This window comes from Actinoplanes sp. NPDC048988, from assembly GCF_043197815.1.
In the GTDB taxonomy this organism is placed as follows: Bacteria; Actinomycetota; Actinomycetes; order Mycobacteriales; family Micromonosporaceae; genus Actinoplanes.
The window spans coordinates 238852-264265 of record NZ_JBICTW010000009.1 but is presented as its reverse complement, the minus strand read 5'-3'; the positions used below and the strand labels follow the sequence as shown (position 1 = coordinate 264265).

The window sequence follows — 25414 nt, the reverse complement described above, 5'->3', positions numbered from 1 at the left end:
CACGCTCGGAAAGCGGGCGCGGAACCCACTCGGAAAGCGGGCGCGGAACCCACTCGGAAAGCGGGCGCGGAACCCACTCGGAAAGCGGGCGCGGAACCCACTCGGAAAGCGGGCGCGGAACCCGCTCGGAAAGCGAGCACCATCGAGGGAACCGCCAGTCAGGCCGTGGCGACGGCGACGGGTTCCGTGGGTGGGGCGGACGACCGGGGTGCGTGGCGCAGCAATGTCGCCGTGAGGATCAGGGCGGTCAGCACAAAACCCGCCGCCACCAGGAACGCCAAGGTGTAGCCGGCGTGCAGTTCGGCCGTGGGGGTCGGAGCGCTCGACGTCGATGCCCGGGCCGCCGCCACTGCCGCCAGCACGGACAGGCCCAGGGCGCCGCCCGTCTGCTGGGCCGTGTTGCTGAAGCCGGACACCATGCCTGTCTCGGACGGGGCCGCCCCTGCCATCGCCAGCATGACGATCGACGGGATGGTTACGCCGATGCCCAGGCCCATCACCGTCAGCGGCGGCAGCATGTCGATCAGGTATGTCGGCTGGGCCGGGATCCGGGACAGCAGGAGCAGGCCGGCCAGCAGCGTCGCCAGGCCGGCGATCAGGACCGGTCGTGGGCCGAAGCGGCCGGTCAGCCGGGCCGCCACGAACAGCGAGACCACGCCGATCACTATTGGTGTCGGCAGGAACGCCAAGCCGGTGCCGAGTGCGTCGTAGCCCATCACCTGCTGGACGAACAGCGCGTTCACGAACTGGAAGCCCATGCCGGTCGCGAAGACCAGCACCACCACCGCGTTCGCGCGGAGCAGCCATCCTCGCCCGAGCAGGCGGAGTGGGATCAGCGGCTGGGGTGCGGCGTGTTGGCGTACCAGGAAACCCGCAATGAGAATCAGGGCCGCCGCACCAGTCGCGGTGGCCGGTGTGAGGGCTTCCGGCGAGCCGGTACGGGTGATCGCGTACACGCCGAGGGCCAGACCCGCCGTGATCAGCGCCGCGCCGGGGAGGTCTAGGCCCGCGCCCAGGCCCAGCCCCGGCTCGCGGGGCAGGACGCCGCGGCCGAAGAACCAGACCGCGATGCCGATCGGCACGTTGATCAGGAAGATCACCGGCCAGCCCAGCGCGTCGGTGAGCACGCCGCCGACCACGAAGCCGAGGGCCGCCCCGCCGGCCTGGGTGAAGCTGTAGATGCCCAGCGCCCGGGCCTGGGGGCGCGGCGACGGGTAGAGCCGCACGATCATGCCGAGCACCACGGCCGCCGCGAACGCGCCGCCCGCGCCTTGCAGGAAGCGGCCCGCGATGAGCAGCCCGGCGCTGGTGGCGAGCCCGCAGAGGAGGCTGGCCAGCACGAAGACGCCCAGCCCGGCCAGGAACACCCGCCAGGCGCCGAGCAGGTCGCCGAGCCGGCCTGCCAGCAGCAGCAGACCGGCGAAGGCGAGCAGGTACGCGTTCACCACCCAGGAGACGCCGGCCGGCGAGAAGCCGAGTTCGCGCTGAATGTCCGGCAGGGCGACAGCCACGATCGTGCTGTCCAGAACGATCATCAACGACATCGCGCACAGGACCGCCAACGCGGCCGCGCGCCGAGGCACGGAACAGCTCATGGCCCGACCGTAACAGATGATCCGCTTCCGGACTATCTAGAAGCGACCTACCTTCCGCGTGCCCGCCGGACCGGCTGCGGGCCGGGATCGCGGGGAGAATCCGCCAACCGGCCGAGCGCCTCGACGAACGCGGCCCGCGTCGAAGCCGGCAGCCCGTCGAGGGCTTCGCCGTGCACCCGGTCGACGATCCGCTGGCCCTCCTCGGCCATGAGGCGCCCCTTGTCGGTGACCGAGATGATGCGGGCGCGGCGGTCGGTGGCCGAGGGCTTCCGTTCGGCCAGGCCGCGCTTCTCGAGGTCGTCGACCGTACTGACCATGGTCGTCTTGTCGAGGTCCGCCAGCGCCGCCAGCTGGATCTGGGTGCGCTCCTCCTCGAGCGCGTGCACGAGCACGCACTGCATGCGCGGCGTCAGATCGATTTCCGACAGGGCGGCGGCCAGCCGGTTGGAGAGCGCGTGACCGGCGACGTTCAGCAGGCCGGTGATGTCGCGCTCGGTGCGTTCGGGGGCGGACATCATCGCAGCATAACTCGAATCATCCGGAACGGGATGATCCCGGGCCGGGACGGTCGGCGGGCCTGCCCCCGTGTCGGCCCGCCGGCCGACCCGGCGGCTCCGATGTGGACAAGGTACGAGGGCCCCGCCGGGGCGGACAACCGAATATCTATGCGCTCGGGCGCAGCGATTTCAGCAGGGCGATGTCGGCCGCGTGGCCCTCGTGGTCGACCGTGGGGGTCTCCACGATCACCGGGACGTTCTCGGTGGCCGGGTGGGCCATCAGCTCGGCGAAGGCGGCCGTGCCGATCCGGCCGGCGCCGATGGTCTCGTGCCGGTCGCGGGTGGAGCCGCACTCGTCCTTCGAGTCGTTCGCGTGGATGAGCTGCAGACGCTCGCGGCCGACCGTGGCCACCAGCGCGTCCAGGGTCTCGGTCATGCCGCCGGGGGTGGCCAGGTCGTGACCGGCCGCCCACGCGTGGCAGGTGTCGAAGCAGACGCCGAGCCACTCGTGGTTGTCGACCGCGGCCAGGTAGCGGCCGAGATCCTGCACCTTGGAGGCGAGGCTGCGGCCGCCGCCGGCGCTCGGCTCGACGAGCAGCCGGGGCAGGCCCTCGGCGGCGGCCCGGTCGAGCAGCGGCAGCAGAGCCTCGTGAAGCTGATGGAACGCCTTGTCGCCGTGGGCCTCGTCGACCGCGCTGCCGGCGTGGAAGACCACGGCCGTCGCGCCGATCGCCCGGCCACGCTCCAGCGCGTGCGCGAGCACGCCCACCGAACGCTCGACGGTCAGCTCGGTCGGCGAGCCGAGGTTCACGAGCAGAGAGGCGTGGATGTACGCCGGGACGCCGCGCTCGCCGCAGCCGTCGCGGAACAGTGTGTCCTGTTTCGGGTCACCGGACGGGAGAGCCCAGCCCCGCGAATTGGAGACGTACACCTGAAGGGTCTCCGACCCGGCGGCGTCGACGTACGGGAGGGCGGCCTTGGCCAGCCCTCCCGACGTCTTGGTGTGTGAACCGATACGGCGGTTTAGAAGCACTGGATCCTTACTTCACTGCCGGGCGCGACCTGCGTGTTGCCGCCCGGCTGCTGACTGCGGACGAAGGCGTCGGCGTTGAAGTCGATATGGACGTTGAGGCCCATGCCCTTCAGCGTCGCCTCGGCCTGCCGGCAGGGCTGGTTGGTGAGGTCGGGCACGGTCACCAGCGGCGGGCCCTTGCTCACGTCGAGGGTCACCACGTCGTCGCGGGCGGCGCCGGTGCCCGGCTTGGGCGTCTGCGCGATCACCGTGTCGGCCGGCTCGTCGCTGTCCTTGTACCGCTCCTGTGCCTGCAGGCCCAACCCGGCCAGCTCGTTGCGGACGTCGTTGATGTTCTTGCCGACGAGCTCGGGCACCTGGATCGGCGCCTTGCCGTCGCTGGTCACCACCGTGACCGTGTCGCCGCGCTTGAGCTCGGTGCCGGCCTTGGGGTCGGACGAGATGACAGCACCCTCGGCGATGGTGTCGCTGTACTGGTGGCCGCCCTTTTTGATCTTCAGGCCGAGCTGCTCGAGTTCGCCCTGCGCGGCGGTCAATTCCAGGCCGGCCAGGTCCGGTACGGCGAACCGCTCCTTGCCCAGCGACAGCGTCAGCGTGATGGCGCCACCCCGGACGATCCGCTCACCGGCCGCCGGGTCCTGGTTGACGACGGTGTCCTTGGGGACGTTCTCGTTGTACTGCCCGTCGGCGTAGAACAGGTCGAAACCGTTCTGGTCCGCGTACAACTCGGCCTGGGCCTTCGTCATGTTGACCATGGCCGGCGCGTCGCCGTAGCGGCCCAGGAAGACCCACCACGTGCTGCCGACGATGACCAGCAGCATGACCGCGATGGCGGCCGACAGGAAGATCTTGCGCCGGTCGGGGCCGCTGCGCTTGCTCGACCGGGGAACGCGGCCGGCCGTGTACTCCTGGCCGCGCGGCGGCGGGCCGCTCTGACCCGGCAGCCGGGCCCAGGTCGGCCGGTCGGCCACGGCCGGCACCACCGTCGTCGCGTCGGCCATGGCGGCGCGGGAGGCGGGCACCTGGCGCAGCAGCGCGGTCTCGACATTGGCCGCGCCGAGATCGTCGCGGACGGTCTGCACCTCGGCCAGCAGCGCACCGGCGTCGGTCGGCCGGGCGCCCGGATCGCGCCGGGTGGCCCGGGCGGTCAGGTCGTCGAGCACCGAGGGCAGGCCCTTGACCACGCTCGACGGCGCCGGCACGTCGTTGTCGACGTGTTGCCAGGCGACGGCGACCGGGTCGTCGCCGTCGAACGGCACCCGCCCGGTGAGCATCTCGAAGAGCACGATGCCGGCCGAGTAGACGTCGGTCCGCGCGTCGGCGTGCCCGTCGGTGACCAGCTCGGGCGCCACGTAGGCGACAGTGGCCATGAGCTGGCCGGAGTCGTCGGCCGTGCTCGCCTCGACGGCGCGGGCCAGCCCGAAGTCGGCCACCTTGACGACGGCGTCGACCAGGTTGCCGACACCACCGCTCGGCGCCTCGGCGACCAGCACGTTCTCCGGCTTCACGTCGCGGTGCACGAGGCCGGCCCGGTGAGCGGCGGCGATCGCGGCGAGCATCTGCTCGAGGATCGCCAGCGCCTCCACCGGGTTGAGCCGGCGCCGCTGCGTGAGCAGGTCGCGCAGGGTGCGGCCCTGCACGTACTCCATGACCAGATAGGGCAGGCCCTGATGGCGGCCCTGGTCGTACACGGCGACGACGTTGGGGTGGGTGAGCCGGGCGATCGTCTTGGCCTCGTCGGTGAACCGGTCCACGAAGTGGACATTGGTCGCCTGCGACGGGTGAATGATCTTCAAAGCGACGGTGCGCTCGAGTCGTTCGTCGGTGGCCGTGTAGACGGTCGCCATGCCACCACGGGCCACCCGACCGGTGATCCGGTAGCGGCCGTCAATCGTCGTGCCGATCAACGTGTCGGCGACTGTGGTGTCCATCGGCGTGAAGTGTATGTGTCTTTCGCGTGGGGGCGGTCCAGGATGTCATAGCTGAGTCCAAACGGGTACTCGCGTGGACGCCAACCGAGACATTCACCCCGACAAAACCGGATTTAGTGGTTATGCCGTCGGTGGCGGCGCCCCCGCCAACTGGGGCTCGGCTCAACCGATTCGTCCGGAGTGGCGCTCGTCTCACTAGGTGTCGGCTCCGCGCCGCTCGACTCCGACGGCGTCGGTGAGGGAGACGCCGTCGGCCCCGTCGGCGTCGGAACCGGCGGCGGCGCACAGTGGCATTCCGTCTTCGTCGGCTTGACCGGCCGCGCCGAACTAATCGGATTTGCCGTATTTGCTGCCCGGCCCGGAACCGGAATCGCGCCCGGCGCGGGCGGCGCCGCAGCGACGAGGCCGCCGCCGGCGCCCGTGCCCAGCCTCGCGCCCGCGCCGAGGCCGGTCCCAGTACCGCTGAGACCGCTCGTGGCGGGCGGCACGACCGTACCCGGCGCCGGCGTGACGCCCCGAACCCCCGCCGCGTCCGGCGAAGGCACCGCCGCCGGCCCCACCCCGGCCCGGGCGGCCGCGGTGGCCACGGTGTCCGCCGCCGCCGGCCGCTCGGAGATCAGCGACCCCAGCCCGTTCACCACCCCCAGATAGGCCCCCGCCGCCCCGACCACCGTCAACGTCCCGAACGCGGTCACCGCCAGCGCCCGCCGCGGCCTCTTCCGCGGCGCCGGCTCGGACTCCGGCGGCACCACGCCGAACGTGCTCATGCCCGTACACGTCACGTCGGGCCCGCCCGCCGGCGGCTCGGCGGGCGCCCGGCCCATGTCGTAGCGCAGCGAACGCCACGCCCCGGCCATCTCCGTACGGGTCCTGCGCAGCAGGCTCATGAGGTTGTCTCTCCGCTCTTCTGGCACGCTGTAGGAGTGAGCGATTCCGTAACCGCCGGACCGGCCGAGTGGATCAACCTGCCGGACGTGTCCGCGAAGCTCGGTGTGTCGATCAGCAAGGTGCACCAGATGATTCGCGACGGGCAGCTGCTCGCGGTGAAGCGTGACAACGTCCGAGTGGTCCCCGCGGACCTCGTTGCCAACGACACCGTGCTCAAGCACCTCCCCGGCGTCCTGACCTTGCTGCGCGACTCCGGGTATAACGACGAAGAGGCCCTGCGGTGGCTCTACGAGCCCGACGACACCCTCGTGGACGGCAACGCGGCGAAAGCCCTGGGCGGTGACCGCGCCCGTGAGGTCAAGCGCCGGGCCCAGGCCATCGGTTTCTAGGACATAGAGGTACGGACACACCGGCGCACGCCGAAGAAGGGCCGCCCCGCTTCATCGCGGGGCCGGGCTCTCTGCGGCGTGCGCTTCAGCGTGCCCGCCAAGCCCTGTGCCGTCCCGGCCTCGAACCGCCCGCAGCCCCGCCCCGTTACCTTTCTGATCGTCCCCAGCCGAGGTTGTCGCCGGGCCGGGTGGCGTCGGCGAGACCGCGGACAGGGACCCGGCCACCCGAATCTTGGGCAGGTCTCTCCGTAACGCGGCTGCCGGCACCGCCCGCACCCTGCCGCACACGCTGCGCCGGGCCGACGCCGGCGAGGTCACCCGCATCAGCAACCGGATCCGCGGTCCTGGAACTGCTCTAGCGCTGCGGTGGCCCGGCCGGGCTGCGCAAGGCCGGCCGGTCGAAACTCACCGAGATCGTCAAGCCGCGGCTGTCAGACCGTGCGGCGGGTGGCGGCGTCGGCCAAGTGGCGCAGGACCTCGCGGGCCTCGTCGTTCAGTGGGGCCGCCTCCAGGGCGGTCAGGGACGCCGCCATGAGCTCGTCGATGCGCTGTTCGGTGGCCGCCAGGGCGCCCGAGTCGCGGATCAGGTCGCGCAGGCGTTCCACGCCGGCGTCGTTCAGGCCCTGATCGCCCAGGCCCTCGTCCAGTTCCGCCTGTCCCTTCTCGTCCAGGGCCGCGAACGCCGCCGCCACCAGGTACGTCCGCTTGCCCTCGCGCAGGTCGTCGCCGGCCGGCTTGCCCGTCTGGGCCGGGTCGCCGAACACGCCCAGCACGTCGTCGCGGAACTGGAAGGCCTCACCCAGCGGCAGGCCGAACGCCGTGTACGCCGCAGACACGTCCTCCCCCGCACCCGCCAGGGACGCACCCAGCAGCAGCGGGCGCTCGACCGTGTACTTGGCCGATTTGAAGCGGGCCACCTTCCCGGCCCGCTCGACCGACGTGTCCGCCGTGGCCTGGGTGAGCACGTCCAGGTACTGGCCGACCGTGACCTCCGTACGCATCTCGTCGAAGATCGGGCGGGCCCGGGTGATCTCGGCGACGCCGGCGCCCGAGGTCTGCAACATCTCGTCCGACCACACCAGGGACAGGTCGCCCAGCAGTACGGCCGCGCTGTCGCCGAAGGCGGCCGAGCCGCCCCGCCAGCCGGCCGCCGTGTGCAGGCTCTCGAAGCGGCGGTGCACCGACGGCTCGCCGCGCCGGGTGTCCGAGCGGTCCATCAGGTCGTCGTGGATCAGCGCGCTGGCCTGCACCAGCTCGAGCGCCGACACGGCGGCCACGATCTGGTCGGAGTCGGCCCCGCCGGCGCCGCGGTAACCCCAGTAGGCGAAGGCCGGGCGCAGCCTCTTGCCGCCGCCGAGCACGAAGTCCTCGAGCGCGGCCGACACGTCGGCCAGGGCCGGGTCGATCATCGTCAGGCGGTCGCGCTGGGCGGCCAGGAAGGCGGCCAGCGCCTTGTCGACGCGGGCGCGCAGGTCGGAGACATCGGTGGCAAGCACGTCCGAACGCTAGTCGAAGACTCCCCCGCTGCTGAAGGTAGAGTCGGGGTGTGGCTCTCGGACTGCCCTCGCGCCTGCCCGGCACCCCCGCGATCGGTGATTTGATCGCCGGGCCCGAGCCCACTTTCTCGTTCGAGTTCTTCCCGCCCAAGACCGCCGAGGGCGAGCGCCTGCTGTGGCGCGCCATCCGCGAGTTGGAGCCGCTGAAACCCGACTTCGTCTCGATCACGTACGGCGCGGGCGGCACCACCCGCGACACGACTGTCGCCGTCACCGAGCGGGTGGCCACCGAGACGACGTTGCTGCCCATGGCGCATCTGACCGCGGTCGACCATTCGGTGGCCGAGCTCCGCAACGTCATCGGCCGGCTGGCCGGCGCCGGCATCCGCAACGTGCTGGCCGTCCGCGGTGACCCGCCCGGCGATCCGATGGGCGAGTGGGTGCGCCATCCGGAGGGTGTGCTCTACGCGGAGGATCTGGTCCGCCTGGTCAAGGAGTCGGGTGATTTCAGCGTCGGGGTGGCCGCTTTCCCGTACAAGCACCCCCGCTCGGCCGACGTCGACTCCGACACCGCCCACTTCGTCCGCAAGTGCCGGGCCGGCGCCGACTTCGCGATCACCCAGATGTTCTTCGACGCCGACGACTACCTGCGCCTGCGCGACCGGGTGACCGCGTCCGGCGGCGACGTCCCGATCGTCCCCGGCGTGATGCCGGTGACCCGGATGGCCACGATCGAGCGCTCGTCTCAGCTGTCCGGCGCCCCGTTCCCGCCGGCCCTGCTGGCCCGCTTCGAGCGGGTGGCGCACGACGAGGCCGCCGTCCGCGCCCTCGGGGTCGAGCTGTGCGCCGAGATGTGCGCCCGGCTGCTGGCCGAGGGCGTGCCCGGCGTCCACTTCATCACCCTCAACCGGTCCACCGCCACTCGCGAGGTGTGGCAGCTGCTGGCCCCCGCGGCCGCAGCCGTCTGAGCGTGCTCTGGGAGGAGTACGCCGCGACCTGGTCCGGCTTGCACGGCGGTTTCGACCCGCGCCGGGCTTCTTTTCTCGTACGCGGGTGGGTGCGCCTCGCGTACGGCTGCGGCTCCTGGCTGACCCGCCGCCGCGTCGGCCCGATGGCCGTGACCACCGCCGGTCTGTTCCTGTGTCTGCTGGTACCGGCGGCCACCGTGCTGGGCCGCCCCGGCCTGCTCCTGGCGGCCGCTCTGGCCCTGCTGGCCGCCCTGGCCGACAGCATGGACGGCGCCGTCGCGGTGATCAGCGGCCGCACCACGAAGCTGGGTTACGTGTACGACTCGGTCGCCGACCGCCTGGGAGAGGCCGCCTGGCTGACCGCGTTCTGGCTGGCCGGCACCCCCGGCTGGCTGGTCGTCATCGCGGGCGCCCTGAGTTGGCTCCACGAGTACGCCCGAGCCCGGGCCTCAGCCGCCGGCATGTCCGAGATCGGCGCCGTGACGGTCGCCGAACGCCCCACCCGCGTCCTGGTAGCCATCTTCGGCCTGCTCGGCGCGGCGGTCCTGCCCGTCGCGGCCACGGCCGCCACCGGCGTCTGGCTGGCCTTGGCCGTGGTGGGCGCCGTCCAATTGGCGGTGGCTGTCCGGCGTGGCCTGGCCGGCTGAGCCGGACGGCCGGAGAGGGGCGGCGGCCGACGAGAGCCACGTGCCGCTGGCCCCGATTCGTTACCGGCACTCAGCAACGCACTTGATCACGGCCGCCCTTCTTGGCCGCGTAGAGGCGGGCGTCGGCGCGGGCCAGGACCGTGCGGGCGTCGTCATCGGGGCGCAGCGAGGTCAGGCCGATGCTGGTGGTGACCCGTAGGCCGGGGGCGATCTCGGACCAGTCGTGGGCGGCCACCGCGGCCCGTACCCGCTCGCAGGTCTTCAGCGCCCCCGCCGGATCCAGCGGCAGGTACAGCACGAACTCCTCGCCGCCGTGGCGGGCGGCGTGGCCGTCGGGGCCGGTCAGCGTGTGGAGCAGGTCGCCGACGTGGCGCAGGACGCAGTCGCCGGCCTCGTGGGAGAAGGTGTCGTTGACCTTCTTGAAGTGGTCCAGGTCGAGGAGGGCCACCGCCATCGGGGTGACGCCGGCCGCCAGCACGGCGGCCAGGTGCTCGTCGGAGCGGCGCCGGTTCCACAGGCCGGTCAGGGCGTCGCGTTCGGCCAGCTCGCGGAAGCGTTCCCGGTCGCGGCGGGCCTCGTCGATGGCGAAGCGGGCCTGGGTGACCGAGGTCAGCGCCTCGCTCTGCTCGGTGCGGCGCGCCGTCCACGCCTGATGGAACTCGACCATTTCGCGGTACGCGCTCTCGAAGTTGCCCAGATCGGCATGGCACGTGGCGAGCAGCCGCAGGGCGATCGCGTCCATCTCGGGCACGTCGTCGCGCCGGGTCAGCTCGCGGCAGCGCTCGAGCAGGGCCAGCGCGCCCGGCACGTCACCCTCGGCCCGGCGGATCTCGGCGAACGTGATCAGGCAGGCCGGTACGGCGTCGACGTCGGTGGACGGCGCGTGCGCCAGGGCGTCCTCGAGGACGCGGGTGGCCCGCCCGGTCTGCCCGTCGGCCATCAGTACCCGGGCCACGGTGTCGGCGCAGGAGGTGTTCATCGGGTGGCCGGCCTGGGCGCTGTGCTCCTCCATCCGCCGGGCCAGCCGCAACGCCATCGGCTGGTCGCCCTCGCGGTAGCAGGACCAGGCCCAGTTGTTCAGGTTGGCGATGATCAGATCGGGGTGCCCGAGCCGGTCGGCCAGCCGCTGCGCGACCCGGTACTCCTCGTGCGAGACCCGCCCCAGCCGCTGGTCGTTCACCTGCGCGGCCAGGATGACCGCGTGGTCGACCCGCAGGACCAGCGGATCGTCCTCGGTGAGCAGCCGGTCGGCCTCGTACGCGTGCTTGACCGCCTCGGCGTTGTCACCGAGCCGCCACAGCCCACCCGCGATGACCGCGTGCGCCTTCGCCACCACGAGCCGGTCGGCGGCCGCGCTCAGCTCGGCCTGCGCGTCCCGGACGCCCTGATTCTGCCGCCCACCCCGGTTGTCCAGGTCGGCCACCACGAGCCGGGCCAGCGCCGCGTACTCCCGGTCCCCGGCCGCCAGCGCCTCCCGCTCCAACACGAGCGCCCGCCCAGCCAGCCCGTCGTGACTCGCGTAGACCGCCCCGACCAGCGCGGTCAACTCCGCCTCGAACGCGTTCCGCGCCGGCCGGCGCACGGTGGCCTGACCCAATGCCCACCCCTAAGGTCGCAGTCGTGTGCCCCACCTTCGGCCGCACGACCGCCGACTTTAGGGGGTCGGGCCGAGGAAACCGACGGCGTCGCCGTAGTACATGCGCGCCTCGTCGAGATCATCGGCTGTGAACGGGGCCAGGTCGGCCGGGGTGGTGATGGCCGAGAGTCTGACATGGGCCCATGAGATCAGCCGGAACCTTCGGCCCCGGCCGAACTGTCAGGAGCCGGCGAGCAGGCCGCTCAGGACCTCGATGGCCTGGTCCACGCCGGCGTCGTCGACGTCGAGGTGGGTGATGACTCGGGCGATCTTCGGCAGCATGGCGGCGATCAGCACGTTCTGCTCGGCGGCGCGGGCGGCCAGGGTGGGCGCGTCCAGTGACGACTTCGAGAGATCCAGAAGGACCAGGTTCGTTCGTACGCGGGACGGGTCGACCACGCCGAACGGGGCCAGTGCCTCGGCGACGCGCTTGGCGCGGGCGTGGTCGTCGGCCAGGCGGGCGATGTGGTTGTCGAGGGCGTAGCGGCCGGCCGCGGCCAGGATGCCGACCTGGCGCATGCCGCCGCCCATCCGCTTGCGGATGACGCGGGCCTGGGCGATGCGCTCCCGGCTGCCGACGATCAGCGAGCCGACGGGGGCGCCGAGACCCTTGGACAGGCACACCGACAGGGTGTCGAAGCAGGCGCCGTAGTCAGCGAGGGAGACGCCGTCCGCGACGTGCGCGTGCCAGATCCGCGCGCCGTCGCAGTGAAGCCCGACGCCCGATTTCTCCGACAAATCCCTCAAGGCCCGCAAGGTCGCCAGAGGTACGGTCGTGCCGCCGCCCAGATTGTGCGTCTGCTCCACCGCGATCGCCCGCGTCGGCACCGAGGGGTAACCGGCGGGGCGGATCATCGCGGCGATCTGGTCGACGTCGAGATCGGCGCCGACCGACGGCCAGGTACGGGTGGAGATGCCACCCAGGGCGGCCGCGGCCCCCACCTCGTACGTGACGACATGCGCGTCCGCCCCGGCCAGCAGTTCGCCGCCCGGCGGAACGTGGAGCTGGAGCGCGATCTGGTTCGCCATCGACCCGCTCGGCGCGAACAGCGCCGCCTCGTGGCCGAACAGCGAGGCCACGTACGCCTCAAGGCTGTTGACCGTGGGGTCGTCGCCGAAGACGTCGTCGCCGACCTCGGCGCTGAACATCGCCTCCCGCATCCCGCGGGTCGGCTTGGTGACGGTGTCGGACCGTAGATCAACCACGAAGCATCTCCGCGACGAGGAACGCGAGCTCGAGGCTCTGCTGGGTGTTGAGGCGGGGGTCGCAGGCGGTCTCGTACCGGTCCGGCAGGTCGAGGTCCTCGATGCCCTGGGCGCCGCCCAGGCACTCGGTGACGTCCTCGCCGGTCAGCTCGATGTGGATGCCGCCCGGGTGGGTCGCCAGGCCCCGGTGGACCTCGAAGTAGCCGAGCACTTCGTCGACGATCCGGTCGAAGTGGCGGGTCTTGTAGCCGTTCGACGACTCGTGCGTGTTGCCGTGCATCGGGTCGCACTGCCAGACGACCTTGGCCCCGGCCGCCGTGACCTTCTCGACGATCGGCGGCAGCGCGTCGCGGACCTTGCCGTTGCCCATCCGGCTGATCAGGGTGAGCCGGCCCGGGATGTTGTCCGGGTTGAGCTTCTCGCACAGCTCGAGCGCCGTGTCGGGCGAGGTGCCGGGCCCGAGCTTGACGCCGATCGGGTTGGCGATCCGGCTGATGAAGTCGATGTGCGCGTGGTCGAGCTGGCGGGTCCGCTCGCCGACCCACAGGAAATGACCGCTGAGGCCGTACGCCCGTCCGTCGCTCACCCGGGTCAGCGCGCGGTCGTACTCGAGCGCCAGGGCCTCGTGCGAGCAGTACAGGCTGACCGTGCGCAGGGCCTCGTTGTCGGTCATGCCGCAGGCCCGGATGAAGTCGAGGGCCCGGTCGATCTCGCGGGCGATCGCCTCGTACCGCTCCCCCGCCGGCGACGCCCGGACGAAGTCCTTGTTCCAGTCGTGCAGGCCGTGCAGGTCGGCCAGGCCACCGGCCAGGTACGCCCGGAGCATGTTCATGGCGGCGGCCGAGTTGGCGTACGCGCGGATCATCCGCTGCGGGTCGGCCCGGCGCGCGGCCTCGTTCGCGTCGAGCGAGTTGATCAGGTCGCCGCGGTAGGCGGGCAGGCCGAGCGAGTCGGTCGCCGACGAGCGGGGCTTGGTGTACTGCCCGGCGACCCGGGCCACCTTGACGACCGGCATCGAGGCGCCGTACGTGAGGACGACCGCCATCTGCAGCAGCGTGCGCGCGTTGGCCAGCAGGTGGCTCTCGGTGTTGTCGGCGAACGTCTCGGCGCAGTCGCCGCCCTGGAGCAGGAACGCGCGGCCCTCGCAGACCTCGGCCAGTTTGACCCGCAGCTGGTCGACCTCGTACGGGGCGACGATCGACGGTACGACGTCGAGCACCTCGCAGACGGAGGCGACCTCGGCCGGGTCCTCCCACGGCGGCACCTGCACGCGGGGCAGGCCGCGCCAGACGTCGAGGCCGAGGGCCTCGTCCTCGGCGGAGTCGGTCGAGGGGCGGGAGGTCTGCAGAGCGGGGTTACCGACCCCCGGGTACGAAAGCTGGTGCCACTCACGGCGCATGACGGAAAGCCTACGAGTGAGGGGCACCGGGCTTGCGCCCGGTGCCCCTCTTCTCACCTGAGGAGATGAGCCTCTGCTACTGCTCAGAGGTTGTTCTTGATGGCCGAGATCAGCTCACCGTTGCTCGTGTCGCCCGAGAACTCCCAGAAGAACGCGCCGGCGAGACCCTGGTTCTTGGCGTAGGTCATCTTTCCGGCGATGGTCGACGGGGTGTCGTAGCTCCACCAGTTGCTGCCGCACTTGGCGTACGAGGTTCCGGCCACCGTGCCGGTGGGCGGGCAGCTGTTCTTGAGGACCTTGTAGTCCTCGATGCCGGCCTCGTAGGTGCCCGGCGCGGCGCCGGTCGCCGTGCCGCCCGGCGCGGCCTGGGTGACCCCGGTCCAGCCGCGGCCGTAGAAGCCGATGCCGAGCAGGATCTTGTTGGCCGGCACGCCCTTGCTCTTGAGCTTCTGGATCGCCGCGTCCGAGTAGAAGCCGGCCTGCGGGATGCCGGTGTACGAGGTGAGCGGCGAGTGCGGCGCGGTCGGGCCCTGCGCGGCGAAGGCGCCGAAGTAGTCGTAGGTCATCGGGAAGATCAGGTTCAGCTTCGCGATGCCCGACGCGTAGTCGGCCACGTCCAGCTTGCCGCCGTTGGAGCCGTCGGCCGTGATGGCCGAGGTGATCAGGAAGTTCGAGCCGAACTTGTTCCGCAGCGCGGTGATGACGTTGTTGTACGCCGCCGGGCCGCTCGCGTCGCAGCTCAGGCCGCAGGCGTTCGGGTACTCCCAGTCGATGTCGATGCCGTCGAAGACGTCCGACCAGCGCGGGTCCTTGATCAGGTTGTAGCAGGAGTTGGCGAACGCGGTCGGGTTCGCCGCGGCCTGGGTGAAGCCACCGGACCAGGTCCAGCCGCCGAACGACCAGATGATCTTGATGTTCGGGTACTGCTTCTTGAGCTTGCGCAGCTGGTTGAACGAGCCGCGGAGCGCTCCGGCGTCCCACGTGTCGGCCACGCCGTCGACGCTGTTGGCGGCGGTGTACGCCATGTCGTAGTCGGCGTAGGAGTCACCGATCGTGCACTGGCCGCCGGTGGTGTTGCCGAACGCGTACAGGATGTGCGACAGCTTCGCGGCCGAGCCCGAGGTGACCAGGTTCTTGACGAAGTACTGGCGCTGGTAGACGCCCCACTGCGCGAAGTAGCCGACCACGTTCTTGCCACTCGTCCCGGGCGGGGTCGTGGTGGGCGGGGTGGTCGGAGGAGTCGTGGGCGGGGTGGTCGGGGGTGTCGTCGGAGGGGTGGTGGGGGGTGTCGTCGGGGGCGTGGTGCCGCCACACGCGCCGTTGTCGATCCAGACGTCCCACTGTCCGCTGTGCGTGGCCGGGGACTCGTTCTGGGTCCACCACTTGGCGGTGTAGTTGTGTCCGCTCTGCGAAGCGACGTTGTCCTTGACGTACGTGGCGGTGGAGGACCAGGCGGGGGCACAGGCCGCAGCGGCCGACGCCATGGTGGCCGGGACCGTGGCGGTCGCCGCGACCACCACGATCGCCGACACCAGGGTGGCGCGACGGAGGGATTTCTGCACTTCTGACTCCTCGTCGAACGATTAGGAAACTTTCCTGAAAGTTCAGTGAAGGAGACGGTAGTCACAGATATTCACAGTCGTCAAGATGGGGTGAAGGGATTACGCAAAGGCTTAACTTTGCGGAGCGCACCGCTACGGGGTGCACATCCACGGACACAACACGTAGTCTTCCGTCATGACCATCTTCGACGTCGTAGCCCTCGAGCCCGCGCGCCGCCGATGACCGTCCGAGTTATCGGAGTCGATGCCTACGCTCTCGGCTGGGTCGGGGTCGAGCTCCGCGACGGGGCCTTCGGGCGGGCCGTTCTGGCCTCCACGCTCTACGAGATAGTCGCCGGCAGCTCCGGCGCGTCGGTGATCGGCGTGGACATCCCGCTCGGCATGCTCCCCGACACCTGGCGGGCGGCCGACACCCTCGCCGCCGACCAGCTCGGACCCCGCCGCGGCAGCGTCTTCCGGGTGCCGCCCCGGGCCGTCTGGCAGGAGTCCGACTTCGCCGCGGCCAACCGGCTCTGCCGGGAACTGACCGGCGCCGGCCTGAGCCGGCAGTCCTGGGCCTTGCGGCCCAAGCTGCTCGAGGCCAACGCGATCTGGGAACGTCATCCCGGCCTGCTCTTCGAGGCGCACCCCGAGGTCTCGTTCCGCACGATGGCGGGCGAGCCCCTTCAGTACGCCAAGAAGACGTGGACCGGCCAGGCCCGGCGCCGGGAACTGCTCGCCCGCAACGGGATCGTGCTGCCCGACGCGATCGGCCCGGCCGGGCAGGCCCCGCCCGACGACATCCTGGACGCGGCCGCCGTCGCCTGGTCGGCCCACCGCATGGCCACCGGGACCGCGCTGAGCCACCCCTCGCCCCCCGAGGAGAACAACGGCTCCAAGATCGCGATCTGGTACTAACTCGACATCTCGGTGGCGATCGCTCGCGCGCGGTCGCGGGCGGCCTCGAGGGCGGTGAGGAACGCGGCCCGTACGCCGTGGACCTCGAGCTCGCGCAGGGCCGCGGCGGTCGTGCCGGCGGGTGAGGTGACCGCCTCGCGCAGCTTCACCGGGTGCTCGTCGGAGTCGCGGAGCATGGCCGCCGACCCGACGGCGGTCTGCACGATCAGCTCGTGCGCCACCTGGCGGGGCAGCCCGAGCAGGATGCCGGCGTCGATCATGGCTTCGACCAGCAGGTAGAAGTACGCCGGGCCGGAGCCGGAGAGCGCTGTCACCGCGTCCTGCTGGGACTCGGGGACGCGCAGCGTCCGGCCGAGCGGCCGGAAGATCTCCTCGACGACCGTGAGGTGATCGACAGTCGCGTACGGCCCCGGCGAGATCGCGGTCATCGCCTCGTCGACCCGGGCCGGCGTGTTCGTCATGACCCGCACGATCGGGATGCCACCGGGCAGCCGGTCGGCGAAGAAGCTCGTGGGCAGCCCGGCGCAGAGCGAGACCACGAGGGTCTCCGGCGGCACCTTGGGCCCGAAGTCCTCGAGCAGCCGGCCCGCGTCCTGCGGCTTCACCGCGATCAGCAGCACCTCGGCCTGGGTCACCGCGGTCAGGTTGAGCACCGGGCGGATGCCGTAGCGCTCGGCCAGCTCGGCCGCCCGCTCCGGGCGGCGGGTCGTGGCCAGCACCTTCGGCGCCGGCCAGCCGGAGCGCAGGAGTCCGGAGAGGACCAGCTCACCGAGCTTGCCCGCGCCGATCACGGCCACCGTCTGCTTCGTCATACCCGCCCCTTGAAAGAAGAAAGAGGGCGGCCTCGCGGCCGCCCTCTGACAAAGCCGTAGCTCAGCTGCCGAAGAAGACCTCGGCCTCTTCGTACCGCGACAGCGGAACGGTCTTGAGCTCGCCGGTGCCCTCGATCAGCGGCACGCGCACGATGTCGGTGCCCCGCAGCGCCATCATCTTACCGAAGTCGCCCTCGTGGACGGCGTCGATCGCCTGCAGGCCGAACCGGGTCGCGAGCACCCGGTCGAACGCCGTCGGGGTGCCACCGCGCTGGATGTGACCGAGGACGACCGTACGGGCCTCCTTGCCGGTCTTCTCCTCCAGCTGCTCGGCCAGCCACTGGCCGATGCCGCCGAGGCGGACGTGGCCGAAGGAGTCGAGCTCCTTGCTCTGCAGCGACATCTGGCCGTCGAGCGGCTGGGCGCCCTCGGAGACGACGACGATCGGCGCGTACTCGACCTCGAAGCGCTTGGTCACGTACGTCGCGACCTGCTCGACGTCGAACGGGCGCTCGGGCAGCAGGATCACGTTGGCGCCACCGGCCAGGCCGGCGTGCAGGGCGATCCAGCCGGCGTGCCGGCCCATGACCTCGACGACCAGCGTGCGGTGGTGCGACTCGGCCGTGGTGTGCAGCCGGTCGATGGCCTCCATCGCGATGTTGACGGCGGTGTCGAAGCCGAAGGTGAAGTCGGTGGCGTTGAGGTCGTTGTCGATCGTCTTGGGCACGCCGACGACGTTGACGCCGAGGTCGTTCAGCTTGGTGGCGACGCCGAGGGTGTCCTCGCCGCCGATCGCCACCAGGGCGTCCACGCCCTGCTCGGCCAGGTTCGCCTTGATCTTCTCGACGCCGCCCTCGATCTTGAAGGGGTTGGTGCGCGAGGAGCCCAGGATGGTGCCGCCGCGCGGCAGGATGCCGCGGACCTCGGCGATGCCGAGCGGCTTCGTCAGGCCCTCGAGCGGGCCCTTCCAGCCGTCGCGGAACCCGACGAACTCGTGGCCGTAAGCGGCGACGCCCTTGCGGACCACCGCCCGGATCACCGCGTTGAGACCGGGGCAGTCGCCGCCGCCGGTGAGCACGCCGATACGCATGATTGCTCGTCCTCCCTGATTTCAGGTGCGAGGTTGCACAGGCCCGTCGAGCCCCAGGGAGCGAGTGATCGGCAGCGTTGCCGGGCCCGGGGCGGGCCGCAAGCCGAACTTTAGCGGTCCGGCTCACACCGCCCCGAAGCGCCCCGCTACAGCCTGACGGTTTCGTTCTCCCCCGCGTCCGGGGTCTTTCCGGTTACGGCCGCCTTGGCGTAGCCCAGCAGCGTCACGACCTTCGAACTGTGCGCCGCGGCCCAGTACTCGGCGGTCTCCGCATGCACCTTGACCAGCGTAAGCTCCGGCGTCTCGAGTCCGTCCGGGAACCAGGCTTTGAGCGCCGGATTCCAGAGCTCGCGGGCCTTCTCCGGGTCGTCGGTGCGGACCGCCGTACCCGACACCGAGATCCAGTTGTTCTGCTTCTGGTCACTGAAAGCGACGTTGACCTGCGGGTGCAGGGCGATCTGCTCGACCAGGTCGGACGTCGAATAGGTGAAGAACCAGAGGTCGCCGTCGAACTCGACGTCCTGGAGGGCCATCGGCCGGCTCACGTGCTTGCCGTCGGCGGTCATCGTGGCCAGCATGCAGATGCGGGCGTCGGCGACCATCTGCTTGACCTTGTCGCGCTGTTCCTGCTCGGTGTTCGTCATACCTCCGGCAATTCCCCGACGGGCGCGGCTCAACCACCCATGGCGCGCCAGCGGGCCAGGTTGTGCTTCGCGTCGACCAGGGCGTCGTGCCGGCCCGACATCGAGGGCAGGTGCGGGCGGCCCTTGTCGTCCCAGAGCTGGCGCAGGTCCTTGGTGAACCGGGGGATGTCGCGCGGCAGGGCCGGCATGGCGCCCCAGAGCTGCGCGAGCGCGACATGGTCGTAGGCGGCGAACCAGGCCCACAGCTCGATCTGCTCGTTGCGGCCCTCGACCGGCTCGGTCAGGAAGGCGTACAGGTCGTCGCGGATCCGCTCCCGGGAGCGCCACGCCTTGTCGGCGGGCGAGGGAAGCTTGTCGAGGACGTTGCGGCGCACCCAGGGGATGGCCTTGCTGTCGTCGAACTCCGTGCTGATCGCGTAGAACTCGCGACCGAACTCGTCGACCACGCCGATCGAGACGAGGTCGATGGTGAGCCCGTCCTCGATGAACTCGCAGTCATAAAAGTAGCGGTATGGCATCGGGGGACATCCTCCACCACGGTCACTGCCCCATGGCGTCGAGGGCCGCTTTTGCACTCCTCAGAGTCTCCGGAAGCCCGAGCCGCACCGCGCGATCGGCCTGGACGGCCCACCTCAACTTCAACAGAACGGGGAGTACGGCGTACAGCTCGTCCGCCCCGACCGGGCCGGCCGCGACATAGCCGTCGATCAGCTCGGCACCCTGACTCAGGCCGCCCGCGTACGCGACGGCGGCGGCCACGTCGTAGACGAGCGGGCCGAGGCCGCTGGCCCCGCAGTCGAGCAGCCCGGCCCGCCCGGTGCCCGGATCGACCACGAAGACGTCCGGGGCCGGGTCCCCGTGCAGCACCCCGTAGGTCAGCCGATCGGTGACCGTGACCCTGGTGACCGCGGTGACCGCGTCGAGGACCACGGCGCGCAGCCACGGCTCGCCGGCCAGGTGCGGGGCGTCCGGGTCGAGCAGCTGCCACGGCCGCAGGCCCGGATGGTGGAACCCCTGCAGGGCCCGGTGGGCGGCGCCCAGCCGGTCGCCCCAGAACTGCTGGTCGATCGGGTCGGCCCCGTCGAGGCGGCGGCCCGGCACCCGGCGCAGCACGGCGAAGGCGCCGTGCTCGGTCTGCGCGGTCAGGCCGCCGGACAGGGTCCGCACCGGCTCGCCGACGGCGATGTCGCGGCCGCGCAGATGCTCGGCGGCTGCCAGGCCGGCCTCCACCGGCTGGCGGCAGCCGGTCTCGGTGAGCCGGACGACGTACCTCTCGGATCCGGCCGTCACCTCCCATCCGTGTGACATGAGCACGTCCGGGAGGGCGGTGATCTCGGCGGGGACCAAATGCCACTGGGCCCGCAGCGTCGATTCAAGAAGCTCGTCATCCGGCACGGCGGGATTATCCGGGCACAGTCGGCAAACGCAACGGACATCCCGTCCTACCTCCCCGCCACCATCCTGAAGACGTTCAGGAAGCCCTCCCGGCGCTCACCGTTCGCAATTGAGAGGTTTACAGATAGCGACCGGCACGACATGATCCTATGAGGCGCTCGCGGGCACACGTGCGCAGAAATGGCGCCGGTGGGTGGCTCTGTGCTAAGAGTGATCGTTCGCGCCGGGGGGCGGCGCGTTCGGCCGCTCGCAACACACGCGGTCCCACCGGGGGAGGGATGACGCCGTGGACAATCGCATGCCGGACAACGGCGACGCGCTGACCGGCGTCGACATGTTCGCCGGACTCGAGCCGGACGTCCGTCAGCGAGTGATCGCGGCCGCCGTGCCACGGACGTACCGAAAAGGACAGATCCTCTTCGTCGAGAACGATCCCGGCGAGTCACTGATCATTCTGCGGCGCGGCGCGGTGGCGATCTTCCGCACCGCACCGACCGGTGAGCGGGCCGTCCTGACCGTGGTGCGGCCACCGGGCGTACTCGGCGAAGTGTCCCTGTTGGACGCCTCGACCCGCAGCACCTCGGCCGAGGCGATCGAGGACTGCCAGGCGCTGACCCTGTCCCGGGCCGCCTTCATGGACCTGGTGCACTCCAACCCGCGGATCCTCGACGCCGTCATGCGGTCGGTGGGCGCGCTGATCCGCCGGCTCACCGAGCAGAACACCGACCACGTCTTCCTCGACCTGCCCGGCCGGGTCGCCAAGACCCTGGTCCGGCTCGCGGGCGAGAGCCAGGCTCCGATGATCACGATCGAGCTCAACCAGAGTCAGCTGGCCGAGATGGCCGGCGGCTCCCGCCAGAGCGTCAACCAGGCCATCGGCTCCTTCGCCAGCCGCGGCTGGCTCCGCACCGAGGGCCGCCGCATCGTCGTCACCGACCTTCCGGCACTCCGGCGCCGCGCCGGGATGGTGAGCTAGGGGCCTCGATCGAGGTCTTCAGCGACGAGGCATACACGTCTACGTACTCGCGGCCGGAGAGGGCCATCAGCTCGTACATGATCTCGTCGGTGATGGCCCGTTCGACGAAACGGTCGCCCTTCGACTGGGCGTAGCGGGAGAAGTCGAGCGGGGCGCCGAAGCGCATCCGTACGCGCTGGACCTTGGGAATGAGCGTGCCGGTGGGCTGGATCTCGTCGGTGTTGAGGAGCGCGACCGGCACCACCACGGCGCCGCTCTCCAGGGCGAGCCGGGCCACCCCGGTCTTGCCCCGGTAGAGCCGGCCGTCGGGCGAGCGGGTGCCCTCCGGGTAGATGCCGGCGACGCCGCCCTCGCGCAGCACCCTCAGCAGGGTCTCGAGGGCCGCCTGGGCGGCCTTGCCACCGGAACGGTCGACCGGGATCGTCCCCGTGCCCGCGAAGAACTGCCGCATGAGCCAGCCCTTGATCCCCTTGCCGGTGAAGTATTCGGCTTTCGCGACGAAGGTCACCCTGCGATCCACCATGAGGGGTGTGAAGATCGAGTCGGAGAACGACAGGTGGTTGCAGGCCAGGATCACCGGGCCGTTCCGGGGCAGGTGGGACAGGCCGCGCACCTCGGGGCGGAAGAGCAACTTGAGAAGCGGTCCGAGAACCACGTACTTGAGCAGCCAGTAGAACACGGCGTCCTTTCCTGGACTTCCGGGACATCGAGGCGCAGAGGAAGCGTACGAAGCGGGACGGCGCGCCACAACGCACTCCCGCAACCGGTCCATGTCGTGTCACCATTCAAGGCACGGTCGGGCGAGGGAGTGTGCAGGAGTGACAGCGGGTGGTGCTCGCCGGGGACGGCGGGACAACGGACTCGACGCGGCCGACTACGCGGCCGCGGGCGACGTGGATCCGCGCGTCGGTGAACACCTTTTGGACGTGCTGGCAGCCGGCGGCATCGCCGCGTACCTGCAGCCGACGGCCGATCTCAACCCGATCCTGCGCGCCACCACCCTGCCCGCGCGGCCGACCGACCGGCTCTTCGTCGACCGGGCCCACCTCGACACGGCCCGCGAACATCTGCACAAGGTGACCGGCGGCGCGCTGCCCACCCCGCCCGAGGACCCGACGGCCGAGCCCGACATCGAGGCCGAGTGGGCCAAGATCGTGGCCGGCTTCCACACGACGGTCGATCCGACCGCGGCCCCCTGGCCCGAGGCCGAGGGCATCGACGCGCCGCCCAAGGAGCCGCCGCGTCTGGGCGGGCTCCAGTCGGCGGCCGACTTCTCCGGCGTCTCGCTCAACCGGCGGCGCACCGACAAGGTCGATCCGTCGGTGCTCGACGGCCTCGACGACCTGCCCGACAACCCGGACGACGATGACGAGGACGAGCGGTACACGCCGCCTCCTCCCCCGCCGCTGCCCAAGATCTCGAAGTACGCGGTGTTCGGCGTGCTCGGCGTGGTGGTCGGCTTCGTGCTCTTCCTTTTTCCGCGCCTGCTGCCGATCGACCGCGACTACGTGACGGTCCTCGGCTTCGCGGCGATCGTGTCCGGCGCCGTGATGCTGGTCTGGCGGCTGCGCTCCGGTGACGACGAGGACGACGACTACGACGACGGCGCTGTTGTATAGACCACCGTCGCTATAGATCACCGGTAGTCGTCCGGTAACCTTCGGTGATGCGCCAGAGCTCACTGGTCGTCGTCGCCAACCGTCTTCCGCTCGATGACAGCGCCGCCCCGGACGGGGCGTGCGAGTGGCGCCGAAGTCCCGGCGGCCTGGCCGGAGCGTTGCACGCGATCCTCCAGCAGACCCCGGCGACCTGGGTGGGCTGGGACGGAACGGTCGGCCAGGCCCGGCCGCCGGCCGATCTGGGCACCCTGCGGCTGCACCCGGTGGTCCTCGACGAGGACGAGACGCGCGGCTACTACGAGGGATTCGCCAACTCGACACTGTGGCCGCTCTACCACGACGCGGTCGAGCCGCCGGTCTTCGATCGGGGCTGGTGGGAGACGTACCGGGCGGTCAACCGCCGGTTCGCCGAGGCGGCGGCCGAGGTGGCCGAGCCCGGCGCCACGGTCTGGGTGCAGGACTATCACCTGCAGCTGGTGCCGCAACTGCTCCGGGAGCTACGGCCCGACCTGCTGATCGGATTCTTCCTGCACGTGCCGTTCCCGCCGCCGGAGTTGTTCATGCAGCTCCCCCGCCGGGTCGAGCTGCTGCGCGGAATGCTCGGGGCCGACCTGGTCGGCTTCCAGCGCCCGCAGGCGGCCCACAACGTGGCCCAGCTGGCGGCGAAACTGCTGGGGGCGGAGGGCGCGGACGACGCGATCGTCCTCGAGGACCGGGTGGTACGCACGGGAGCGTTCCCGGTGTCGATCGACGTGGCCGAGATGCGGTCGCTGTCGGCTCGCCCGTACGTCATCAATCAGGCCAAGAAGTTGCGGCACGACCTCGGGTCGCCGAAGAAGGTCCTGCTCAGCGTCGACCGCCTCGACTACACGAAAGGCATCGAGCATCGGCTGACGGCCTATTCGGAGTTGCTGCGCGACGGCCGGATCGAGGTCCGCGACACGGTGATGGTGCAGGTGGCGGTGCCGAGCCGGGAACGGGTGGAGACGTACCGGGCGCTGCGGGACCGGATCGAGCGCGAGGTGGGCCGGATCAACGGCGAGTACGGCCGGGTCGGCGAGCCGGCCATCCACTACCTGAACCAGCCGTTCGACCGGGCCGACCTGGCCGCCCTCTACCAGACGGCCGACGTCATGGTCGTGACGCCGCTGCGCGACGGCATGAACCTGGTCGCGAAGGAGTTCGTGGCGGCCCGCCGCGACGACACGGGCGCCCTGGTGCTGAGCGAGTTCGCGGGCGCGGCGGCCGAACTGGAGGACGCCTTCCAGGTCAACCCGCACGACGTGGACGGCTTGAAGGACACGCTGCTGCACGCGACGAGCGCGGCCCCGGCCGACCTGGCCCGCCGGATGGCCGCCATGCGCCAGTACCTGACCGTCCACGACATCCACGCCTGGGCCCAGGACTACCTGACGACACTCTCCTTGTCGAGCCAGTCGAGAACGGCCCCGATCGGCTCGGCGTCCAGCACCAGATCGTGGCGCAGCCCCGGAAAGAGCAACGGCGCCGCCCCGTAGAGCCCCGCCACCCGCTCGAGCCCTTTCATACCGACCACCCGATCGTCGGGGCTCCCGGCGACAAGCACCGGCGCCCGGCCCACCACCCGCGGCGCCACTTTGTCGCGCATCACCGGACAGATCAGAACCCCGGCTTTCGCCGGATAACGCCCCATGGCGTACGCGACCACGCGCGCACCCTCACCATGCCCGACCAGAACCACACGCGCCGGAAGCGAAGCCGCCACTTGAACGACATCATGCACATGCTCGCGCAGCCCACCCCCACCCCGAGGCACCAGAACATGCGCCGCGTAGCCGCGCTCCGCCGCCCGCCCCAGCCAGTGCTCAGCAACAGCCTCGGCCCCGGCCCGGCCGCCAAGCCTTCCCGCACCGACATCCCGACGGCCGGCCCGGGCTCCGCCGTCGCGCCCGGCGTCGCCCTCGCCGCCGCGCTCAACGCCAGCGCCCCGCTCGGCTGCCCCCACACCGCCGCGCCCAACACCAGCGCCCCGCTCGGCTGCCCCCACACCGCCGCGCCCAACACCAGCGCCCCGCCCTGCCTCGACCTCACCGCCACGCCCGACACCGGCGCCTCGCCCGGGCTCAGCCTCACCTCCACGCCCATGCTCAGACGCGCCGCCACGCCCACCCTCAACCTCACCGCTACGCCCAACTTCGGTGCCGCGCCCAGCCTCGACCTCACCGCTATGCCCGACATCGGTGCCGCGCCCAGCCTCGACCTCACCGCTACGCCCGACATCGGCGCCGCGCCCAGCCTCGACCTCACCGCTACGCCCGACATCGGCGCCGCGCCCAGCCTCGACCTCACCGCCGCGCCCAAGCTCAGCCACACCGCCGCGGCCAGCGCCGGCGCTCCGCTCGGCCGTGCCGCGGCGCCCGAGCAACACGCGGCTGCCCCAAAGCCAGCGCCTCCATTCACCGCCGGGTACAAAAAGGATATTTACTGATTTCTCGCCACGCGAATTGGCGGAATGCGCGGAGTAGGCGCAACGAGCGGAATCGACGCAGTAGGCGGAAGCGCAGGAGGCGAAATGGGCGCAGCGGGCGGAATGGTCAGCGTAGGCGGCGTAGGCGGAGTGGTCGGCGTGGGTGGAGTGGTCAGAGTAGGCGGAATGGTCGACGTGGGCGGAACTGTCGGAGTCGCCGAAGTGGGCGGGTGGGCGGTTCGAAGGCTCGGCGTCGGTGCGAGGGAAGCGCGACAAGACCTCGCGGGG

The 25414-nt window shown here is 71.1% G+C and carries 24 protein-coding genes and 2 pseudogenes; 10 read left to right on the top strand and 16 right to left on the bottom strand.

Annotated features, from left to right (window positions below):
• Window positions 1-158 precede the first annotated feature (158 nt).
• The 4 genes from ACGFJ7_RS27525 to pknB form a co-directional block, all read right to left on the bottom strand.
• Window positions 159-1595: an MFS transporter gene (locus ACGFJ7_RS27525; protein WP_392644502.1), complete on the bottom strand. Its 1437-nt coding sequence runs from the start codon at window positions 1593-1595 to the stop codon at window positions 159-161.
• A 47-nt stretch (window positions 1596-1642) separates the two neighbouring features.
• Entirely contained in the window at window positions 1643-2110 is a 468-nt protein-coding gene (locus ACGFJ7_RS27520) for a MarR family winged helix-turn-helix transcriptional regulator (protein WP_360252836.1), read from the bottom strand.
• Window positions 2111-2258: 148 nt separating this feature from the next.
• A complete protein-coding gene (locus ACGFJ7_RS27515; RefSeq protein ID WP_360252833.1) occupies window positions 2259-3125 on the bottom strand; it encodes a deoxyribonuclease IV in 867 nt (288 codons plus the stop codon).
• The gene (gene pknB / locus ACGFJ7_RS27510) at window positions 3116-5056 is read right to left on the bottom strand and encodes a Stk1 family PASTA domain-containing Ser/Thr kinase (RefSeq protein ID WP_360252830.1); all 1941 of its coding nucleotides are present in this window, start codon (window positions 5054-5056) and stop codon (window positions 3116-3118) included. Before pknB ends, ACGFJ7_RS27515 begins: the two co-directional genes overlap by 10 nt.
• Window positions 5057-5563: 507 nt before the next feature.
• Here pknB and ACGFJ7_RS27505 point away from each other — a divergent pair.
• From ACGFJ7_RS27505 to ACGFJ7_RS27495, 3 genes and pseudogenes are all read left to right on the top strand, one after another.
• The gene (locus tag ACGFJ7_RS27505) at window positions 5564-5707 is read left to right on the top strand and encodes a hypothetical protein (RefSeq protein WP_360252827.1); all 144 of its coding nucleotides are present in this window, start codon (window positions 5564-5566) and stop codon (window positions 5705-5707) included.
• 272 nt (window positions 5708-5979) lie between these two features.
• Window positions 5980-6333 carry an Rv2175c family DNA-binding protein gene (locus tag ACGFJ7_RS27500; RefSeq protein WP_360252824.1) on the top strand — a complete coding sequence of 118 codons (354 nt, stop codon included), beginning with the start codon at window positions 5980-5982 and terminating at the stop codon, window positions 6331-6333.
• Between the two features lie 259 nt (window positions 6334-6592).
• Window positions 6593-6782, top strand: a pseudogene (locus ACGFJ7_RS27495) (IS110 family transposase); the annotation flags it as partial.
• On the opposite strand, the gene ACGFJ7_RS27490 reads toward ACGFJ7_RS27495, so the two are convergent.
• A complete protein-coding gene (locus tag ACGFJ7_RS27490; protein ID WP_360252821.1) occupies window positions 6765-7829 on the bottom strand; it encodes a polyprenyl synthetase family protein in 1065 nt (354 codons plus the stop codon). The pseudogene ACGFJ7_RS27495 and the gene ACGFJ7_RS27490 sit on opposite strands and share 18 nt — an antisense overlap.
• A 50-nt stretch (window positions 7830-7879) precedes the next feature.
• Here ACGFJ7_RS27490 and metF point away from each other — a divergent pair, with 50 nt between their 5' ends.
• Together metF and ACGFJ7_RS27480 are read left to right on the top strand one after the other, a co-directional pair.
• Entirely contained in the window at window positions 7880-8797 is a 918-nt protein-coding gene (gene metF / locus ACGFJ7_RS27485) for a methylenetetrahydrofolate reductase [NAD(P)H] (RefSeq protein WP_360252818.1), read from the top strand.
• A gap of 2 nt (window positions 8798-8799) precedes the next feature.
• Entirely contained in the window at window positions 8800-9444 is a 645-nt protein-coding gene (locus ACGFJ7_RS27480; RefSeq protein WP_392644499.1) for a CDP-alcohol phosphatidyltransferase family protein, read from the top strand.
• Window positions 9445-9514: 70 nt separating this feature from the next.
• Here the strand turns inward: ACGFJ7_RS27480 and ACGFJ7_RS27475 are convergent, their stop codons facing one another.
• The 4 genes from ACGFJ7_RS27475 to ACGFJ7_RS27460 form a co-directional block, all read right to left on the bottom strand.
• Window positions 9515-11041, bottom strand: a complete 1527-nt coding sequence (locus ACGFJ7_RS27475) for a diguanylate cyclase (protein WP_392644497.1) — start codon at window positions 11039-11041, stop codon at window positions 9515-9517.
• 219 nt (window positions 11042-11260) lie between these two features.
• Window positions 11261-12286, bottom strand: a complete 1026-nt coding sequence (locus ACGFJ7_RS27470) for a threonine aldolase family protein (protein ID WP_392644495.1) — start codon at window positions 12284-12286, stop codon at window positions 11261-11263.
• Complete coding sequence (locus ACGFJ7_RS27465) at window positions 12279-13685, bottom strand: class II 3-deoxy-7-phosphoheptulonate synthase (protein ID WP_360252806.1); 1407 nt, start codon at window positions 13683-13685, stop codon at window positions 12279-12281. Before ACGFJ7_RS27465 ends, ACGFJ7_RS27470 begins: the two co-directional genes overlap by 8 nt.
• A gap of 83 nt (window positions 13686-13768) precedes the next feature.
• Window positions 13769-15247 (bottom strand): glycosyl hydrolase family 18 protein, encoded by a 1479-nt coding sequence (locus ACGFJ7_RS27460; protein ID WP_392644493.1) that lies wholly within the window; start codon window positions 15245-15247, stop codon window positions 13769-13771.
• Between the two features lie 219 nt (window positions 15248-15466).
• Between ACGFJ7_RS27460 and ACGFJ7_RS27455 the strand changes: the two genes are divergently transcribed.
• A complete protein-coding gene (locus ACGFJ7_RS27455) occupies window positions 15467-16144 on the top strand; it encodes a DUF429 domain-containing protein (protein WP_360252800.1) in 678 nt (225 codons plus the stop codon).
• Here the strand turns inward: ACGFJ7_RS27455 and proC are convergent.
• The 5 genes from proC to ACGFJ7_RS27430 all read right to left on the bottom strand — a co-directional run bounded on the left by proC (window position 16141) and on the right by ACGFJ7_RS27430 (window position 20085).
• A complete protein-coding gene (gene proC, locus ACGFJ7_RS27450; protein ID WP_360252797.1) occupies window positions 16141-16956 on the bottom strand; it encodes a pyrroline-5-carboxylate reductase in 816 nt (271 codons plus the stop codon). The two genes, ACGFJ7_RS27455 and proC, sit on opposite strands and share 4 nt — an antisense overlap.
• 61 nt (window positions 16957-17017) lie before the next feature.
• The gene (locus ACGFJ7_RS27445) at window positions 17018-18046 is read right to left on the bottom strand and encodes a 6-phosphofructokinase (RefSeq protein WP_360252794.1); all 1029 of its coding nucleotides are present in this window, start codon (window positions 18044-18046) and stop codon (window positions 17018-17020) included.
• Between the two features lie 146 nt (window positions 18047-18192).
• A complete protein-coding gene (locus ACGFJ7_RS27440) occupies window positions 18193-18690 on the bottom strand; it encodes a pyridoxamine 5'-phosphate oxidase family protein (RefSeq protein WP_360252791.1) in 498 nt (165 codons plus the stop codon).
• Window positions 18691-18719: 29 nt separating this feature from the next.
• Window positions 18720-19208, bottom strand: coding sequence for a polyadenylate-specific 3'-exoribonuclease AS (locus tag ACGFJ7_RS27435; RefSeq protein WP_360252788.1), 489 nt, complete (start codon window positions 19206-19208; stop codon window positions 18720-18722).
• A 22-nt stretch (window positions 19209-19230) separates the two neighbouring features.
• Window positions 19231-20085, bottom strand: a complete 855-nt coding sequence (locus ACGFJ7_RS27430) for a phosphotransferase enzyme family protein (protein ID WP_392644490.1) — start codon at window positions 20083-20085, stop codon at window positions 19231-19233.
• A 298-nt stretch (window positions 20086-20383) separates the two neighbouring features.
• Between ACGFJ7_RS27430 and ACGFJ7_RS27425 the strand changes: the two genes are divergently transcribed.
• Window positions 20384-21061, top strand: a complete 678-nt coding sequence (locus tag ACGFJ7_RS27425) for a Crp/Fnr family transcriptional regulator (protein WP_392644565.1) — start codon at window positions 20384-20386, stop codon at window positions 21059-21061.
• Here ACGFJ7_RS27425 and ACGFJ7_RS27420 read toward each other — a convergent pair.
• Entirely contained in the window at window positions 21015-21740 is a 726-nt protein-coding gene (locus ACGFJ7_RS27420; RefSeq protein ID WP_392644488.1) for a lysophospholipid acyltransferase family protein, read from the bottom strand. The genes ACGFJ7_RS27425 and ACGFJ7_RS27420 overlap by 47 nt on opposite strands.
• 139 nt (window positions 21741-21879) lie before the next feature.
• Between ACGFJ7_RS27420 and ACGFJ7_RS27415 the strand changes: the two genes are divergently transcribed.
• Both ACGFJ7_RS27415 and ACGFJ7_RS27410 read left to right on the top strand, forming a co-directional pair.
• Window positions 21880-22680 carry a DUF308 domain-containing protein gene (locus ACGFJ7_RS27415; protein ID WP_360252773.1) on the top strand — a complete coding sequence of 267 codons (801 nt, stop codon included), beginning with the start codon at window positions 21880-21882 and terminating at the stop codon, window positions 22678-22680.
• A gap of 47 nt (window positions 22681-22727) precedes the next feature.
• A complete protein-coding gene (locus ACGFJ7_RS27410; RefSeq protein ID WP_360252770.1) occupies window positions 22728-24197 on the top strand; it encodes a trehalose-6-phosphate synthase in 1470 nt (489 codons plus the stop codon).
• On the opposite strand, the pseudogene ACGFJ7_RS27405 reads toward ACGFJ7_RS27410, so the two are convergent.
• Window positions 24086-24544: pseudogene (locus ACGFJ7_RS27405) on the bottom strand (alpha/beta hydrolase); the annotation flags it as partial. The gene ACGFJ7_RS27410 and the pseudogene ACGFJ7_RS27405 sit on opposite strands and share 112 nt — an antisense overlap.
• Between ACGFJ7_RS27405 and ACGFJ7_RS27400 the strand changes: the two are divergent.
• Window positions 24425-25147 (top strand): hypothetical protein, encoded by a 723-nt coding sequence (locus ACGFJ7_RS27400; RefSeq protein ID WP_392644571.1) that lies wholly within the window; start codon window positions 24425-24427, stop codon window positions 25145-25147. The pseudogene ACGFJ7_RS27405 and the gene ACGFJ7_RS27400 sit on opposite strands and share 120 nt — an antisense overlap.
• Window positions 25148-25414: the final 267 nt, after the last annotated feature.

Coding starts and splice junctions, on each gene's coding strand:
- ACGFJ7_RS27525 (WP_392644502.1), bottom strand. CDS start 1,595: ATGAGCTGTTCCGTGCCTCGGCGCGCGGCCGCGTTGGCGGTCCTGTGC.
- ACGFJ7_RS27520 (WP_360252836.1), bottom strand. CDS start 2,110: ATGTCCGCCCCCGAACGCACCGAGCGCGACATCACCGGCCTGCTGAAC.
- pknB (WP_360252830.1), bottom strand. CDS start 5,056: ATGGACACCACAGTCGCCGACACGTTGATCGGCACGACGATTGACGGC.
- ACGFJ7_RS27465 (WP_360252806.1), bottom strand. CDS start 13,685: ATGCGCCGTGAGTGGCACCAGCTTTCGTACCCGGGGGTCGGTAACCCC.
- ACGFJ7_RS27455 (WP_360252800.1), top strand. CDS start 15,467: ATGACCGTCCGAGTTATCGGAGTCGATGCCTACGCTCTCGGCTGGGTC.
- proC (WP_360252797.1), bottom strand. CDS start 16,956: ATGACGAAGCAGACGGTGGCCGTGATCGGCGCGGGCAAGCTCGGTGAG.
- ACGFJ7_RS27445 (WP_360252794.1), bottom strand. CDS start 18,046: ATGCGTATCGGCGTGCTCACCGGCGGCGGCGACTGCCCCGGTCTCAAC.
- ACGFJ7_RS27440 (WP_360252791.1), bottom strand. CDS start 18,690: ATGACGAACACCGAGCAGGAACAGCGCGACAAGGTCAAGCAGATGGTC.
- ACGFJ7_RS27435 (WP_360252788.1), bottom strand. CDS start 19,208: ATGCCATACCGCTACTTTTATGACTGCGAGTTCATCGAGGACGGGCTC.
- ACGFJ7_RS27425 (WP_392644565.1), top strand. CDS start 20,384: ATGCCGGACAACGGCGACGCGCTGACCGGCGTCGACATGTTCGCCGGA.
- ACGFJ7_RS27410 (WP_360252770.1), top strand. CDS start 22,728: ATGCGCCAGAGCTCACTGGTCGTCGTCGCCAACCGTCTTCCGCTCGAT.